The following is a 17,235-nucleotide window of genomic DNA, read 5'->3' on the forward strand; positions in this document are numbered from 1 at the left end:
AGCGGAGAACCAGTTTGATAAAATTCGGCATAGACACACTAAAGACCAAGCGCACCCTTGAAGTTGATGGGAAAAAGTATGATTANTATGACCTTGAAGNAGCGGGAGAATCCAAACTTGGCGACATTTCTCGCCTGCCGTTTTCCCTAAAGGTTTTGCTCGAGAATTTGCTTCGTTTTGAGGACGGCATATCTATCACCGTCAAACATTTAGAAGCCCTCACCTCGATATTGAAGGGCAACANAGTAGACCAAGAAATCGCCTACAGGCCCGCCCGTGTCCTGATGCAAGACTTCACCGGAGTACCCGCAATAGTTGATCTCGCTGCGATGAGAGATGCCATGGGAAATCTCGGAGGTGACTCTAATAAAATTAACCCCCTCTCCAGAGCCGACCTGGTTATCGATCATTCCGTCCAAGTAGATAAATCCNGTTCTCTCAGCGCATTCCAAGCAAATGTAGACATTGAAATGTCCCGCAATAGAGAACGGTATGAATTCCTGCGTTGGGGCCAACGAGCCTTCAACAATTTTAACGTAATACCTCCGGGAACAGGCATTTGCCATCAGGTCAATCTTGAACACTTAGCACAAACGATTTGGACCANAAAAGTGGGTGACACGGATTTTGCCTTTCCAGACACTTTAGTCGGAACGGATAGCCATACTACCATGGTAAACGCATTAGCCGTTCTAGGTTGGGGGGTGGGCGGAATTGAAGCCGAAGCCGCAATGTTGGGGCAACCCATATCGATGCTGATTCCTGAAGTTATAGGAGTACGTTTAACAGGAAATCTTCTTGAAGGAAGAACAGCAACAGATCTAGTACTAGCCATCACAGAAATGCTCCGCAAGAAAGGCGTAGTAGGAAAGTTTGTGGAATTCACAGGACCAGGTCTGGACGAATTGGCGTTAGCCGACAAGGCGACAATATCGAACATGGCACCAGAATATGGCGCGACTTGTGGTTTTTTCCCGGTTGACCAAGAAACTTTAAACTATCTGAACTTATCCGGCCGCCCAGAAACACATGTGAAACTTGTAGAAAAGTATTCGAAGGTTCAAGGACTTTGGCGTGACAATTCCACACCAGAACCNGTATTNACTGAAATTTTCGAGTTAAATATGAANTCCGTTGANCCCAGNCTGGCAGGCCCGAAGCGTCCACAAGATAGGATCAANTTNCACAACGCCAAGGTAGCTTTTAAGCAATTGCTTGATGATGCGCCACAATCCAGAGCAACGGACATGTCCGTGACAAATGGAGACATCGTAATAGCTGCAATTACCAGCTGCACGAATACGTCTAATCCCAGCGTAATGGTTGCTGCGGGGCTTTTGGCTCGCAAGGCCCGTAAACTTGGACTGACTATCAAGCCATGGGTCAAAACATCTCTCGCGCCCGGTTCCAAAGTTGTAACTGACTATCTCATAAACTCGGGCCTTGATGAGGATTTGGACCATATGGGATTTAACCTCGTCGGCTACGGCTGCACAACCTGCATAGGAAATAGCGGCCCATTAAATCCGCAAATTGAGTCCCAAATCCGCGCCAACAAGACAATTGTAGCTTCTGTCTTGTCAGGCAATAGAAACTTTGAGGGCCGTGTCCATAGTCTGACACAAGCAAATTATTTGGCTTCACCCCCATTAGTTGTCGCGTACGCCCTAGCCGGCTCCATGCTCGTTGACCTATCGTCTGAGCCCCTGGGAATAGGATCAAATGGCCATCCCGTATACCTAAAAGATATATGGCCCTCTTCCGAAGAAATTCAGAACACCATTGAGAATTCTTTATCACCTGAGATGTTTAAAAACCAATATGCCCGCGCGACGGAGGGAGATAGCAGTTGGCGCGAGATCAAAACACCAGAGGGCCAAACCTACACATGGCCGGAGTCAACTTACGTCCAAAAACCGCCCTATTTTGCCAATATCCAGAAAACCCCCGAGAAAGTGGAAAATATCTTGGGTGCAAGAATTCTTGCCCTACTGGGCGATAGCGTGACGACGGACCACATCTCACCAGCCGGAGCCATACCCTCAGATGGTCCCGCAGGGATGTACCTCAATGAATTAGGGGTTGAGAGCCACGAATTTAACTCTTTTGGAGCCAGAAGAGGCAACCACGAAGTAATGGTACGCGGGACCTTTGCAAACATCCGGCTACGCAATGAAATGGCAAAGGGCACCGAAGGTGGTTGGACCACATTGATGCCAGAAAATAAGCTTATGACCATTTTTGACGCCGCGATGCATTATGCAGAGACCGAAACCCCATTAGTAGTNGTGGCTGGCAAAGAATATGGGACCGGTTCTTCACGGGATTGGGCAGCCAAGGGCACAAAACTACTTGGGGTTAAAGCAGTAATCACCGAGAGCTACGAGAGAATCCACCGCTCTAATCTTGTCGGCATGGGCNTCTTACCACTCTGTTTCCAGAATGGCACAAACCGCTCTTCACTAGAACTTGATGGAAGTGAGTCGATTGAAATTCTCGGCATCGATAAGGGAATTTCTCCGAAAATGGAGTTATCATGCCGCATAATTCGCGCAACGGGCAAATCCGAAGAAATACCAGTTATCTGCAGAATAGATACCCCCAATGAGGTGGACTACTATTTGCATGGCGGAATACTGCCCTACGTATTACGACAACTTGTCGCAGCTGAAGAATAACACAGCGCCATTAAAGGGTGATGGTAAAATAAAAATAGCTAACTCTTTCCTATGGACTTTGACATCATTGCCGTAAGGCGTTTAGCGAAAGCGGCGGGATCTGAAATAACGTCCCCCTCAATAATCTTGGCCTGATCCAGCAATAACTCTGCCGCCCCGATAAGGGTTGGGTCGGAAGGTCGCTCCGCTGCTATCTCTGCTAAGGACTTAATTAGATCATTCCCAGGATTGATTTCCAAAACCCTCTTAGATATCTCCTGGATCTGGTTTTGTTGCTTCAACAAGCGTTCTAAATGGACATCCATGCCGCCTTCATCAGCTACCAAACAGACTGGGCTATCAGTTAACCTATCCGAAACGCGGACATCCTTTACATTTTCACCCAGAGCGAGCTTGAACGCTCCCGTCAGGCTCGCAATTTTTGCCTCCATCTCTGGGGTCTTCTTATCTTTTTCTTCAGCTTTTTCTGAAGCAAATTTTGAGAGATCGATATCTCCACGGGTAACTGACAAAAGCTTCGTACCCTCAAACTCTTGCACGACGCTAGTCCAGAATTCGTCGACTGCATCATCAAAAAAGACAACCTCAATCCCCCTAGCCACTAGGGCCTCTATTTGTGGACTATTTTGCAACGAAGCTAGATTCTCACCAGAAATATAATAAATTTCCTTCTGACCATCTTTCATACGCTCCAAATAGTCACTCAAGGTAGTCAAGCCTTCAACAGCACTAGATTTAAAATGCAACAACTTAACTAATCGTTCTCTATACGAGGCATCTTCATAAATTCCCTCCTTCAAAACGGCACCGAAATTATTCCAAAAATCAGTAAACTCTTCCGGGGCCTTAGAAGCCTTCTTCTCTAGTTCGTCAAGAATACGCTTCACAAGCGCTGTTCGTATCTTGGACACCACTGGATTCTGTTGCAGCATTTCCCGGCTGACATTGAGCGGCAGGTCTTCAGAGTCTACAATTCCTCTTACAAATCGCAGCCAGGCCGGCATCAAATCCGAGCAATCGTCCGTAATAAAAACACGCTTTACATAAAGCTTAACACCATGCTTACGGGCAGGATCAAAAAGATCAAAAGGCTTTGCTGATGGTATAAACATAAGATTAGTGTACTCAAGGCGGCCTTCCGCCTTATTGTGCAAAGTGAGCCACGGCTCATCAAAGCTGTGAGCAACATGATGGTAGAATTCNGCGTATTGTTCTTCAGTGATTTCCTTTCGCGGCCTCATCCAGAGGGCCGCTGCGTTATTTATTTTCTCCGCCTCATCATCTCCAAATGTACCTAATCTTATTGGGATGGCCACATGGTCAGAATAAGTCGTGATTATTTCCNTAAGCCGATTTGAATCTAGAAACTCGCTTTCACCCTTTCTGAGATGAAGCTCGATAATAGTACCTCGCGTCCTCCTATTCGTGGGACTAACTGAAAATTCCCCCGTCCCTTCAGACACCCATTTCCAGGCTGTCTCNTCCCCAGCCTTCGCACTCGACACCTCAACTCTATCCGCTACCATAAAAGCAGAGTAAAAACCGACCCCAAATTGGCCTATCAAATTTACGTCTTTTGTAGAATCACCAGTAAGCTGTTCGGCAAATGCCGCAGTCCCTGATTTTGCAATAGTCCCAAGATTGGCAACCAGTTCATCATGATCCATCCCTATCCCATTATCGGCGATGACAATTGTCCGTGCCTTTTTTTTAACAGAAATAGTTATATGAAGATCTGGGTCTTCCTCAAGCAACGAAGGCTTAGTGATTGCCGCATAACGTAACCTATCACAGGCATCCGAGGCATTGGAGATTAGCTCTCGGAGAAATATCTCTTTATTACTGTATAGCGAATTCACAACAAGATTCAGGACCTTACCTACCTCGGCTTGAAAGGCGCGAGTTTCGCTCGTTGCCACCGCTTCCTGGTCATGACTTCCACCTTTTACCATTTACTACCCCCTTCTGTTAAGCTTGCTCCTAATCCCTTAAAACCCAGCCATGCCGAGGCACCTTGCTTCCATATGTGATCTCATGACGCTCCGGTCAAGTCCCTGAGAAAAACTTGCCTTCGCTGGCCGGACCGGCCATCTTTGAACCGAGCTATGAAGAATGCAGATAGAACGTAAAATTACGGCCGTCCTGGGCCCTACGAACACTGGCAAAACCCACCTTGCCATAGAACGAATGTTGGGCCATAGAACCGGCATGATTGGCTGCCCATTGCGCCTACTTGCCCGCGAGATTTACGATAAAGTGGCTGCCGTAAAAGGACCAACTAATGTCGCATTAATCACAGGCGAGGAGAAAATAGTACCCAAAAATCCTAGGTTCTATATTTGCACAACAGAATCTATGCCAACCGAGAAATTAGTTGATTTTTTAGCCGTAGATGAAATCCAATTAGCTGCAGATCCGGAACGGGGACACGTTTTTACCGACAGAATGCTGCACGCACGAGGAGTTGAGGAAACCATGTTTCTGGGCTCATTGACAATAGAAAGTATGATTAAAGCCCTCATACCGAGAGCTGAAATAATATCCCGGCCGCGCTTCTCCAAGCTTACCTATTCAGGCGAAAAGAAATTAACTCGGCTACAACCACGAACCGCCATAGTAACTTTTTCAGCATCCGAGTTATACCTGATGGCAGAGAGNATTCGCCGTCTACGGGGCGGGAGTGCCGTAGTTTTAGGCGCCCTTAGTCCCAGAACCCGAAATGCCCAAGTGGAAATGTTTGAAAACGGCGAGGTAGATTATCTAATTGCAACTGATGCCATCGGTATGGGGTTAAATCTTGACGTTCACCACGTTGCCTTTGCACAACTAAAAAAATTTGATGGTCGCCGGCGCCGTTCATTGATAGCAGCGGAAATTTCCCAGATCGCAGGACGTGCCGGACGATATAGTCGGGATGGCACCTTTGGCTCTACGGCCGGAGCAGGGCCTATACCTGACAAGATTGTGTCCGCAGTAGAAGAGCATGAGTTTCCAGAACTAACACATATCTATTGGAGGAACCGCGACCTTAGATTTGAGTCTACAAACCTTTTGCTTGAGTCTCTTGAGGAGAACCCCGCCTCAACCTTGCTCTTAAAACCCCACAATGCTGAAGATACACGTNCCCTCCGCGCTTTAATTGTAGACCCTGCTGTGAAAGCTAGAGCTACCAGCCAGGATTCTATTTCCTTGCTGTGGGAGGTCTGCAGAATTCCTGACTTTCAACAGATTCTTAGTGATGCACATTTTCAGTTGTTAAAAGAAATATTTTTGCATCTTTCGGGACCAACAGCCAGTCTACCAGACGACTGGGTGCAAAAGATGTCTAGGCGTTTAGATCAAACAACTGGCGATATTGAGACCCTGGCAGGAAGAATCGCCCACATCCGAACATGGAACTATATCGCTAATCGACCCGATTGGGTGAGTGATCCTCAAAGTCTACAAAATACAACCCGCCAGATAGAAGACCGACTATCGGACGCCCTTCATGAAAGACTAACCCAGCGGTTCGTTGACAGGAGAACAAGGACAATCGTCACTGGCTATGGTGCTTCTGGGCAGGAATCTGTAACTATAAAACCTGAGGGCAGCTTGAGTGTAGCTAGTGAGACCGTGGGCAGAATTCAGGGCATTAATTTTGTATTGGGCGATAACGGCACTTCCTCACCAACTGGGGTATTAGAAAATACCATCCGGGGGGCCGTGAGCTCTAAATTACGCCAGCAGGTCGATCTACTGTGCCAATCAAATAACCGAGAACTCACTCTGCTCCCAAACTTTACAATAAATTGGGAAGGAGGTGCGGCAGGCCGACTACAAGCCGGCAAGTCCATATTAAAGCCGAAAATAACCTCAATAAGTAATGANATGATTGATAGCCAAACGCGCGATCGCATTCAACAACGTCTTCAAAGTTGGTGGGAACAATACCTTGCCTCGATGTTTAAGCCTTTGTTTCGTATTATGAACCTAGCGTCTTCTGGGCCTTCCCGTGCCATCGCTTTTCGTTTACTAGAAGGCTTGGGGAATACACCTCGCGACGAATGCCAAACTTTAATAAATGCTCTCACACCAGAAGAAAAAGGGTTACTTACCAAGTCGAATGTGCGATTTGGACGATGCAACCTATTCGTCCCAACTATGCTCAAAACCCGAATCATTTCCCTGAGAGATCAACTCTGGCAATTATATTCGGCCACAAAAACACCTCCGCCCAAAGGGGGACGCGTCACTATGAAGGTAGCCCAAGGTGTGAATCCTAACTATTACTATTCGATAGGGTACCAACCTTTGGGGCCTTTGGCCTTACGGGTCGATATATTGGAACGTCTTAGTGCAAAACTACGCCAAAAAGGTCNATCAGGCACTTTTGAGTTGGACCCAGCTTTAATTTCTCTAGTTGGCATACGAAAGGCAGATTTTGAGGAAATNCTAGGCCGACTTGGCTACCAACAAGTTAATATTTCTGAACCAGCGCAATGCTCTAACGAAAAAAATATAACTCCCAACAGAAATAATTCCCCAATCTATAAAAAAAGTTCCACTTATGGAGCCATTTCTAAGAAAAATCGCAAAAACAAACGGAAGAGTGGNACATCCAAAGTCACCCCAAATCCCAACNTTTCTCCCTTCGCTGTGCTGGAAAATCTGAAATTCCCCAAGAAATGACAGNCCTAATATTGAAAAACCCGGATACTCCAGGGNTAAGATTGGATAAGTGGCTATGGTATGCCAGATTCCTAAAATCCCGAACGAGCGCGAGCAAGCTATGTTCCTCGGGAAGCGTTCGCATCAATAGTCAACGAACCCTCAAAGCACACTCTTTGGTGCGTGTAGGAGACGTTTTAACCTTCCCNCAAGGAAACAGGATACGGGTTGTCCGAATAATGCAATTAGGAAAACGCAGGGGGCCCGCCGCAGAGGCAGAAGAGCTCTACAGTGAGCTAGGAAGCACTGAAACCCAGAAAGAATTGATAACAAAACATCCGGGTGGGCGCCCAACCAAAAAAGATAGGAGAGACATAGAGCGTTTTAAGAACTTCAATACCTAGCAAGGACCCGCTCCTCTCCACTATTCGGAGACAAGCGCCCGCCACCCGATGTCTCGTCTGTAAAATCCAGAAGGCCAGTCTATTAGCCCAATCGCATCATAAGCTTTTCTCTGTGCTTCAGCGACACTGTCTCCCAGGGCCGTAATACCCAATACCCGGCCGCCAGCGGACAAAATCCTGCCATTCTCTGATATAGTTCCTGAATGGAATACGTATACCTCATCCAATCCATCAAGCTTATCTAGGCCACCTATCTCAGCGCCAGTTGCGTAAGAACCTGGATAGCCGTTAGAAGCCATCACCACATTAAGCGCTGTTTGCGGTTTCCAGCGCACATTGAACTTGTCGAGCTCACCATCTCTAGTAGCCAACAAAGCGGCAACCACATCAGACATCAACCTTGGTACGATAACCTGACACTCAGGGTCTCCAAACCGCACATTAAATTCTAATACTTTAGGTCCAGATTCTGTAAGCATTACGCCCGCGTAAAGTAGCCCTGTGTATGGACACCCCTCTGCAACCATCGCGTCGGCTACTGGCTGGATAATGCTGTCTAAAATGTACGCCTTAACCTCTTCATCGACGACAGGTGTCGGAGAATAAGCGCCCATTCCACCTGTATTCAATCCCACATCTCCTTCTCCAACAGCCTTATGATCCTGAGCGCTAGCTAATGGAAGCACTGAATTACCATTAACAAGGGCAAAATAACTAGCTTCCTGACCAACCAGGCACTCTTCGACTACAACCGACGCCCCTGCCTCACCAAACTGGCCACTCATCAACTGTTTAACAGCCTCCTCAGCCTCTTCCAGGGTTTTGGCAACAATAACTCCCTTTCCTGCAGCAAGGCCATCGGCTTTAACCACCAGCGGAGCTCCACACTTGCGAACATAAGCTAGGGCCTCCTTGGTCGACCAAAACTGCCGATACTGCGGGCCGGGAATTCCATATCTCTGACACAAGTCTCTTGCATAACCCTTTGACGCCTCCAATCTCGCTGCCTTTGCGGACGGGCCAAACGCTGCAATGCCGGCACGCTCTAGATCATCCACCAAACCCGCGGCCAGAGGCGCTTCGGGACCCACAACAACAAAATCAATATCTGTTTGTTTGGAAAAGTCCAATATTCCTTGAGCGTCATCNGCCTCTACAGGCACACAAATTGCACTCCCCGCGATACCTGCATTANCAGGAGCGCAATAAACCTCCGAACAAAGCGGCGAAGAAGAGATTGCCCAACATAACGCGTGTTCTCTCCCACCCGACCCAACTACTAGAATTTTCATCTACTGCACCAATTTATTTTTGTACCTAACCTTAACACGTTCCACTGAAAATAAGGCCACCAATCTCCATAAACATATCCTTTTTTAAGATCGTCTTTAAAAACCCATATTAAAGCGATATTATGAAATTCATGATTGATGGACAATCTTGATGTCTGACCAAAAGACTCCCAAAAATAACGTCCCCGAGTATAGTGTCAGCGAAATTTCCACGGCTCTTAAAAAGGTCGTTGAAAGCAGTTTCGAAAAGGTTCGTATTCGGGGTGAAATCTCGGGTTTTAAACTTGCGGATTCTGGCCACGTTTACCTCAAACTCAAAGATGATTTATCCGTGATAAACGGCGTTATGTGGCGCTCCACCGCTGCACGCCTTAACTTTAACCCCGAAGACGGCTTAGAAGTCGTGGCACAAGGCCGGGTCACAACCTATGCAGCTCGCTCGCAATACCAAATAGTTATTACCCAACTAGAGCCAGCGGGAATTGGCGCCCTGTTGGCCCTCCTCGAAGAACGTCGAAAGAAGCTAGCGTCGGAAGGTTTGTTTGACCAAGACAGAAAAAAGGCCATCCCATATATCCCGAATACAATAGGAGTTATCACTTCTCCCACAGGTGCAGTATTAAGGGATATATTACATCGTTTACGCGATCGCTTCCCCAGGCCAATTGTTGTTTGGCCAGTACTAGTCCAAGGCAACAACTCTGCTAAACAAGTCGCCGCCGCAATACAGGGTTTCAATAATCTCCGCGCCGGCTCTTCTACCCCTAAACCCGATGTCCTTATCGTGGCCCGCGGCGGCGGGAGCATTGAAGATCTCCTCGCTTTTAACGAAGAAATAGTAATACGGGCAGCATCAGAGAGCTCCATTCCTCTAATTAGTGCGATTGGACATGAAACTGATACCACCCTATTAGATTTTGTCGCAGATGTAAGAGCTCCAACTCCAACGGCTGCGGCGGAAATGGCAGTGCCCGTTCGTTCCGAATTGGTCAGCAGCGTTTCGGAGCTAGAACGTCAGCTCCTGGCCACCATCCAGCGTACTATTTCTGAAAACAAACGCGACATTGACATTTTGGGAGGCTCTTTGCCTTCCTCGGATCGTATCATTGAGGATGCCATATTAAGACTAGATGACCGTGCTGAGACTATGTCCAGGATCTTCTCATTTTATTTCACGAATCTAACCCAACAACTTGAAAAAGCTAAAGTGCAAGTTCCACACCCACAGCAAAAAGTCGATCAATATGTTCAAAAACTACAATTCAGGGTGAAAGAGCTCTCTGTAGCCGGAGCACAGATCCTTCGGTCATACCTTGAAGAGTACCTGCACTGGGCCAGAGATAACCGCCTAGAGGGGGCCCTGACTCGAATAATTGGCGAAAAATCCCACGCCGTTCTCTCAAGCAAAAATCTTTTAGAAAGTTATAGTTATAAAAATGTTTTAGCTCGTGGCTATGCAGTGGTTCGGAATAATAAAAATGATCCGGTAACTCGCTCTAGAGAGTTACAGTCCCTAAAGTCCGCAAAAATTGAATTTGCGGATGGCGAGTCAAAAGTACTAGTTAAGGGAGCCCATTCTTCGACCAAGAAAAAAAGACGTGTGACCAAGCTCAAAGACGAAACGCAAAGAAATTTACTATGAAAGCCAGCATAGCAGCTTTTCTACTGGCAGAATGTCTAATGCTAGATGTTGTTATATGTGGGGAGCTCACAGTACCCAAAAACCTCCAACAAGGTGATCTTGTTTTAGCAGTTGTTACCCCAGGATCTCTTGTCACTGTGGATGAAAAAAATGTTCGTGTTGACAAGGACGGACACTTTGTTTTCGGTCTTGGCTGGGATCATCCGCCAAATCTAAAAATCCGCGCATTACATCTAGATGGCACAACTTCTCTAAGAATATATCCTGTAGTTCAAAGAGAATATGGTGAACAGCATATAGAAGGTTTACCAGGGGTGTTGGTCAAACCTAGTGACACATTTTTAGAGCAGATCAAATTAGATAGAAGCCTAGTGCGACAGGCGAGGCTAAATGACACACCGATCAATTTTTTTCGTTCTGGAATTATTTGGCCCGTCAAAGGAAAAATAACCGGGGTTTATGGCACACACCGCATACTGAATGGGGAAGTGCGAGCCCCACACTACGGGATAGATATTGCAGCAAAAAGTGGAACAAAAATTGTAGCTACTGCTGATGGAACAATCCAACTGGCAACCGACCTACTCCTTTCTGGCAAGACTGTAATCGTTGATCATGGGCATGGCATAAGCTCAACGTATCTGCACATGAAAGAAATCTCTGTATCAGCAGATCAGTTTGTGCGTCGAGGGGAATTAATTGGGTATGTAGGGAGTACGGGACGCTCCACTGGCCCGCATTTGGACTGGCGTATCAATTGGTTCCACAAGAGGATCGACCCTCAACGGGCACTAGCTATTTTCGGGTTAGGAGAAGAGCAAAACTAGGTCTATTCAAACACCTCCAGCGGCCACCGCCGGTGCAACCATAGCCATTGCTCTGGCTTATCAACAATCCAATCAGAAAATAATTTATTAATGTCCTCTGTTAATCGCTTCTTGTCTGCCTCTATATCGCCTGAATCCCGCACCAACATAGGCGGCAAAACTGTGACCCTAAAATAGGCACCAGACAGCCGCTCCACCCTGGCTGGGACTATAGGAACCTTGAATCGTATAGCGAGAGCTGCGGGCGTATCCGTTGTCATCGCGTCTTGTCCCAAGAATGGAACCATTACTCCCTCATTATACTTTTGATCAATTAACATTCCCACGTGGTCTCTATCTTGCAACCCTTTAATTAACGCTCGCACTCCACCTATGCTCTTAGGATGCTGTGTCCCTCCGATTTTACTACGCGTGTTAATAAGTAATTTCTCAACATGAGGATTATTTGCCGACCTATATAAGCTTAACAATGGCAAACCACATTCGGCTGACACAGAGGAAAGCAATTCCCAATTACCCATGTGTCCAGAAACCATTATAGCGCCAACATTATCGCCAGTAAGCTTTTGGACATGCTCTCGACCCAATAACTCAATACGGGGATTAGGGCTAGTACAATCAATGTTATTAAGGTGAGGGTATTCACCAACTACGCGTCCTAGGTTATTCCACATACCCTTCAAAACTACATTAACTTCTCGTTCTGACCAGTCAGGAAAGATCATTGTGATATTATGTTTTGCAATGGAGTGCTTACCCAACTTGGGCCCAATTAATTCGGCAAGCCAGCCCCCGGCAGACGAAGCCACATCCAAAGATAACTTCTTAAAAATTGATAGTAATATCCATATAATTAAATATTCAAATCCATACCGAAAGTTGCGGCCTAGTAGCGAAAACTTTGCCACCTTAAATTCCCTCTATTTCAATCAGTTTAACCACTATAGAGTCCAAAGCTTGTTCATCATCCCATACCACTTCTACTGGAATTGCCTCAACTAAACTCTGAGTCAAAAATGGAAGGCGCACCTTATCTTTTTCTGTTGTCACCAAAACTGCACCAATACTTTCCGCCTCCGTTTGAAGGTCGTAAATCTCCTCATCTGTGTAAGGGTGGTGATCTGGAAAAGAAATTGATCGAACCACATCACAGTTAAGCATTTCTAAAGTGGAGAAGAATTTCTCTGGTCTGCCAATACCAGCAAAGGCTAATACAGATTTACCATCTAAGCCGCCAAACTCTTTTTTGACTGTTAGATGACCAGTTAATACGGGTATGCCATGCGGTAACGTACTCTGGATATCTTGGTTTTCGCCTCCCAAAAATACAACTAAATCCGCACGCCTACATCCACTAGATACTGTTTCACGCAAAGGCCCAGCTGGCATTACACGCTGATTACCAAACCCATACTCCGAATCAATAACCAAAATAGAAAAATCTTTTGCCATCGAAAAATTTTGAAAGCCGTCATCCATAAGCAAAACTTGGGCTCCGTCTATTTCTGCTAACTGACCACCAGAGACTCTATCTACACTCACCCAAGTAGGCGCCGCCCCAGCGAGCAATAAAGCCTCATCACCCACATCCTCGGCGCTATCCGTAGCCGTATTAACCCGGTGAGGACCTTTAATGCGGCCACCATAACCCCGTGATAAGCAGTGCACGTTGAGTCCACGCTGTTTCAACATTCCAGCTAGGGATAAAACTATGGGGGTCTTGCCGGCCCCTCCTACAACTAAATTACCCACACAAATGACAGGAATTGAAATCCGTTTAGGACGAGCACAGGCCACCCGCAATGAAGCAACCACGCCGACAATTTTGCCAACAGGCGCCAGCAACTCGGAAAGTAATGAGCGGTTGCTCCAAAATGCGGGTAATGGCATCAAGTTAACCCCAAGACAACCTTGTTGAATGTGGAATGGTTTCTATAATTCGTGCGTATACGTCGTCCAAAATATTGTCTCTTGCCGATATAGCACTTTTTTGCTTTGCACGTAGCTCCGCAAGTAAATGTGGAGATTCCAAAAGCTCAGAAATTTTATGAGCCAAAGATGGTGCTGATCGCACAGAAACCAATGCATTTTGAGATGCTAAATCGGAAACAATTTGACTAAAATTAAACATATGAGGGCCTACAAGCACGACAGAGCTCAACTGAATGGCTTCAAGTGGATTTTGCCCACCATGCGGTACGAGGCTTCCACCAACAAAGGCAATTGGGCATATTTCATAAAAAATGCCCAATTCTCCCAAGCTATCTCCTATATAAATCTCCGTCTCTTCAGTAATTTCTTCTCCACGACTCCTTACCGCCACCGCAATACCTAAATCCAATGAAGATCTTTCCATACTAGCGCCAGCAATGGGATGACGGGGCACAACTATAGTTAGCAAATTTGGGAAACGCCTCCTAGTTATGACATGAGCATCACACAGCAAAGAAAACTCGCCCGGATGCACGCTAGCCGCTAGCCAACACGGCCTGCCTCCCAATCTAGAATTTATTTTAGCTAGTTCGATTGTATCAATCTTCAGGGGGGGAGAAGAATATTTAAGGTTGCCAGTAACCACCGGTTCAACCGCGCCCAGCGCCCTATAACGATCAGCATCTCCCGGAGTCTGAACTAACACTCTGCTAAAACCTTCAAGTAAGGGCCGCACCAAACAGCCAAAAATTCGCCAATGGCGAAAAGATTTCTCAGAAATTCTGCCTTGAACAAGGAAAGTTGGAATACCTCGTCTCTGAACTGCGGTTAACAAGTTCGGCCACAACTCAGATTCAACCCATATAGCCACATCAGGATTCCAATGCTCTAAAAACGAATTTATTTCTCCAGGCCTATCAATCGGTATGAACTGATGGAATAATTTGCAAGACAAATTCTTTTCCAAAATTTCTGCTGAAGACCGGGTGCCTGTCGTTATAAGGACATTGGTTAACTGAAAATTAACGAGGAGACGTTCTACTAGAGGTAAAATGGATATGGTTTCGCCAACACTGGCCGCATGCACCCAAATAATCGGTCCGACGGGGCGAGGCATGGATATACGACCAAATCGCTCACCTATACGTTGTCCATCCTCCTTCCCCTGTTTTACCCGCTGCCACATGATCAACCTAACGAGAGGCCAGGCCAATATAGTTGCAGCCGCATACAACCTGATCATTGTTTCACACCACCGGTCAACTCTCTTAGGTCAATTCCAGCTGATCCAACGCAGTCATGCACAGGACCCAACTTGAACCGCAGATCCAATAACCCAAAACACTCTCTCATATCATTTGCTACCCTCAGAAAACTGCAAACTATAAAGCCGACTATATAGACCCCTGAGGCCTATTAGATGCTCATGAGAGCCCGATTCAACAACCCGTCCGCCATCCAAAACATAAATTTGATCCGCACTCCGAACTGTCGCGAGCCTGTGGGCTATCACAAGCGTTGTACGACCCTTCTTCAAGACCGAGAGTGCGTCCTGAAACTCTCTCTCCGACTCGGCGTCTAATGATGCTGTTGCCTCATCTAGCAAAAGGATAGGAGCATTCTTCAGGAGAGCTCTGGCAATAGCAATTCTTTGGCGTTCGCCTCCAGATAGCTTGGCACCACGTTCGCCGACAAAAGTGTCATAACCACGAGACAGCCTTCCTATAAAATCATCGGCAGCCGCGAGTTTAGCAGCCTCAACAATTTCTTCGTCAGTGGCACCCGAACGACCATATGCAATATTTGCCTTTATGGTATCATCAAATAATACTACATCTTGGCTAACTAGAGCTATTGACTCTCTCAGTGAGCCAATACTCACTGTCTTAATTGCCTGTGAACCAATGAAAACTGCACCCTCATCAACGTCGTAGAACCGAGGAATTAGATTTAGGATAGTGGACTTCCCAGCCCCTGATGGACCCACTAAGGCCGCCGTCTGACCGGCCTCTACTTGTAAAGAAATGCCATGAAGCGCTCTAACACCCGGTGTATAGCCAAACTTTACCTTGTCAAACTTCACAGGTCCATCTGGCGCTAGTAAGGGGCCTGCCCCATCTACCTCCAAAATTTTTGGAGCCTCATCTAAAACAGAAAACACCCTTTGGGCCGCTGCCAAGCCCTCTTGCAATGTGGCATTTAAGTTGGCGATACTCCGTATCGGCCTATACGCCAGTAATAAGGCAGTAAATAATGCAAAGAAGGCTCCAGGATCTGTAATCCCATCTATAACCTGGCTCCCACCATACCAAATTACCACCGCGATTGCCACACCGCCCAAAATTTCCATCAACGGCGTGGTTAATGCTCTCGTCCGAGTGGCCCGCATATACAAACTGAAAAGCCCATTAATTACTTTCTCTGCGCGCCGGACTTCACGCTGTTCCATGCTATACGCCTTCACGTGTCTAACTCCCTGGACGGTCTCGGATACCAGATTCGTTAGCACACCAATCTCACCCTGCGTTATAGAGACCACACTTCTCATGCGCTTGCCGAGGACACTAATGGGCCAAGCCGCGAGCGGAAACACGAAAAAAACAACCAAGGCCAAACGCCAATTTTCATAAAACATAAGCATGACTAAAAACACCACAGTTAGCAGATCCTTTACCAGACTAGTAAGAGTGCTCGAAGTCGCCTGACGTATGAGATACGAGTCACTCGTGAGGTTAGCTATGAGCTTTCCCGTTTGAGTCCTGCGGAAAAACGCAAGATCCAAATTCAGAATATGAGAGAAGGTTTTAATTTGTAGATCCGCAACTATGCGAAGGCCTACCCAATTCATAAGGACCGCTTGGCAGAAGTTAGCACCACCACCAATGACCATGATTAGCATTATCGCTAGCGGGACCAACAATAACATGGTCTCATCTTTGTTGATAAAAATATCGCGAACAACAGGCTCCATCAACCACGCCAATAACGGTTGAGACGCGGCAGCAATGACCATAGACAGCATCGCACACGCTAGCTTGATCTTGTGAGGCAAAAGATAACCGCGCACCAGACGAAGAACCAACTCACCTGTATCTAGATGGGCCGTCTCTGGCTGTATTTTTTTTGCAGCCTCATCACCCTTCGTTATTTTATTAAACACTGCGTTTCCATCTAAATTGGAATAAAAGCAAAATCAAATCTCAAACCCCATTGTACCCCCACTCTTTAATTGGTTCGTAATTTGGGTATATATACGCCATTCACGAAACTACCAAATACACTGCCGAGCAAAATATGCTTGATGGGACGACCGGATTTATCAACCTCCAAGTGTCTCTCAGCCACATATGTTGTATGAATTTCATCATTAACCATTACATGATACCAAGGCTTATCTTTGGGCGGCTTGCTCCTTGCAACTTGCACATACCAATCCTGGGTTCCAGAAAAACAAGGGTCCACATCAAAAATTACCCCTCGGTAATCAAAAAGTACATGGCGCACCACTTGACCAATAATAAAGTGACCTTCAGTTGACTCCATTAGATGCCCTAGTCACCTCAAATGATACAAAAACACCCACCAAGCATTCAGTCTATTCTACCCTCAACTTTTCTACTTTAACCCATCCTTGTCTATTCACGCTTATGCCAAAACGCTGAGCTATGTCATCATATCATAATAAAATCCAATTGCAGGTATAGGTAGCATTTGGGCCATAAAATCAACTACTAAGGGCGCCGGTCTGTATCTTTTGATGCAGCCGATGCGATCAATTTTAACCATTCGTGTAGGAAAGAGTAAAACCAT

General features: G+C 46.4%; 12 protein-coding genes and 1 pseudogene. 5 read left to right on the forward strand and 8 right to left on the reverse strand.

Features of this window, described 5'->3' with window-relative positions:
• Nucleotides 1-14: 14 nt before the first annotated feature.
• Nucleotides 15-2,678, forward strand: a complete 2,664-nt coding sequence (gene acnA / locus CMM32_02690; GenBank protein MBT05809.1) for an aconitate hydratase AcnA — start codon at nucleotides 15-17, stop codon at nucleotides 2,676-2,678.
• Nucleotides 2,679-2,716: 38 nt separating this feature from the next.
• Here acnA and CMM32_02695 read toward each other — a convergent pair whose 3' ends face one another.
• Complete coding sequence (locus tag CMM32_02695) at nucleotides 2,717-4,630, reverse strand: molecular chaperone HtpG (GenBank protein ID MBT05810.1); 1,914 nt, start codon at nucleotides 4,628-4,630, stop codon at nucleotides 2,717-2,719.
• Nucleotides 4,631-4,924: 294 nt separating this feature from the next.
• Nucleotides 4,925-5,188, reverse strand: a pseudogene (locus CMM32_02700) (hypothetical protein).
• Here CMM32_02700 and CMM32_02705 point away from each other — a divergent pair.
• Both CMM32_02705 and CMM32_02710 read left to right on the forward strand, forming a co-directional pair.
• Nucleotides 5,124-7,349 (forward strand): disulfide oxidoreductase, encoded by a 2,226-nt coding sequence (locus tag CMM32_02705; GenBank protein MBT05811.1) that lies wholly within the window; start codon nucleotides 5,124-5,126, stop codon nucleotides 7,347-7,349. The pseudogene CMM32_02700 and the gene CMM32_02705 sit on opposite strands and share 65 nt — an antisense overlap.
• Nucleotides 7,346-7,732 (forward strand): RNA-binding protein S4, encoded by a 387-nt coding sequence (locus tag CMM32_02710; protein MBT05812.1) that lies wholly within the window; start codon nucleotides 7,346-7,348, stop codon nucleotides 7,730-7,732. The genes CMM32_02705 and CMM32_02710 overlap by 4 nt, the downstream gene beginning before the upstream one ends.
• A gap of 20 nt (nucleotides 7,733-7,752) precedes the next feature.
• Here the strand turns inward: CMM32_02710 and CMM32_02715 are convergent, their stop codons facing one another.
• Nucleotides 7,753-9,024, reverse strand: a complete 1,272-nt coding sequence (locus CMM32_02715) for a phosphoribosylamine--glycine ligase (GenBank protein MBT05813.1) — start codon at nucleotides 9,022-9,024, stop codon at nucleotides 7,753-7,755.
• Nucleotides 9,025-9,175: 151 nt separating this feature from the next.
• Here CMM32_02715 and CMM32_02720 point away from each other — a divergent pair, with 151 nt between their 5' ends.
• Together CMM32_02720 and CMM32_02725 are read left to right on the forward strand one after the other, a co-directional pair.
• Complete coding sequence (locus CMM32_02720) at nucleotides 9,176-10,666, forward strand: exodeoxyribonuclease VII large subunit (protein MBT05814.1); 1,491 nt, start codon at nucleotides 9,176-9,178, stop codon at nucleotides 10,664-10,666.
• Nucleotides 10,663-11,493 carry a peptidase gene (locus CMM32_02725; GenBank protein MBT05815.1) on the forward strand — a complete coding sequence of 277 codons (831 nt, stop codon included), beginning with the start codon at nucleotides 10,663-10,665 and terminating at the stop codon, nucleotides 11,491-11,493. The genes CMM32_02720 and CMM32_02725 overlap by 4 nt, the downstream gene beginning before the upstream one ends.
• Before the next feature lie 2 nt (nucleotides 11,494-11,495).
• On the opposite strand, the gene CMM32_02730 is transcribed toward CMM32_02725, so the two are convergent.
• From CMM32_02730 to CMM32_02750, 5 genes are all read right to left on the reverse strand, one after another.
• Complete coding sequence (locus CMM32_02730) at nucleotides 11,496-12,401, reverse strand: lauroyl acyltransferase (GenBank protein MBT05816.1); 906 nt, start codon at nucleotides 12,399-12,401, stop codon at nucleotides 11,496-11,498.
• A gap of 1 nt (nucleotide 12,402) precedes the next feature.
• The gene (locus CMM32_02735; protein MBT05817.1) at nucleotides 12,403-13,383 is read right to left on the reverse strand and encodes a tetraacyldisaccharide 4'-kinase; all 981 of its coding nucleotides are present in this window, start codon (nucleotides 13,381-13,383) and stop codon (nucleotides 12,403-12,405) included.
• 4 nt (nucleotides 13,384-13,387) lie between these two features.
• Nucleotides 13,388-14,668, reverse strand: a complete 1,281-nt coding sequence (locus CMM32_02740; protein ID MBT05818.1) for a 3-deoxy-D-manno-octulosonic acid transferase — start codon at nucleotides 14,666-14,668, stop codon at nucleotides 13,388-13,390.
• Nucleotides 14,669-14,779: 111 nt separating this feature from the next.
• Complete coding sequence (locus CMM32_02745; GenBank protein MBT05819.1) at nucleotides 14,780-16,447, reverse strand: ABC transporter permease; 1,668 nt, start codon at nucleotides 16,445-16,447, stop codon at nucleotides 14,780-14,782.
• A 203-nt stretch (nucleotides 16,448-16,650) separates the two neighbouring features.
• Nucleotides 16,651-16,968, reverse strand: coding sequence for a DNA-binding protein (locus CMM32_02750; GenBank protein ID MBT05820.1), 318 nt, complete (start codon nucleotides 16,966-16,968; stop codon nucleotides 16,651-16,653).
• Nucleotides 16,969-17,235: the final 267 nt, after the last annotated feature.

It is taken from the genome of Rhodospirillaceae bacterium, from assembly GCA_002728255.1.
GTDB lineage: Bacteria > Pseudomonadota > Alphaproteobacteria > UBA7887 > UBA7887.

What these genes read in the sequence shown, in the direction of transcription:
- CMM32_02720 (MBT05814.1), top strand. Translation starts at nt 9,176, where the DNA reads ATGTCTGACCAAAAGACTCCCAAAAATAACGTCCCCGAGTATAGTGTC.
- CMM32_02725 (MBT05815.1), top strand. Translation starts at nt 10,663, where the DNA reads ATGAAAGCCAGCATAGCAGCTTTTCTACTGGCAGAATGTCTAATGCTA.
- CMM32_02735 (MBT05817.1), bottom strand. Translation starts at nt 13,383, where the DNA reads ATGCCATTACCCGCATTTTGGAGCAACCGCTCATTACTTTCCGAGTTG.
- CMM32_02740 (MBT05818.1), bottom strand. Translation starts at nt 14,668, where the DNA reads ATGATCAGGTTGTATGCGGCTGCAACTATATTGGCCTGGCCTCTCGTT.
- CMM32_02745 (MBT05819.1), bottom strand. Translation starts at nt 16,447, where the DNA reads ATGCTGTCTATGGTCATTGCTGCCGCGTCTCAACCGTTATTGGCGTGG.
- CMM32_02750 (MBT05820.1), bottom strand. Translation starts at nt 16,968, where the DNA reads ATGGAGTCAACTGAAGGTCACTTTATTATTGGTCAAGTGGTGCGCCAT.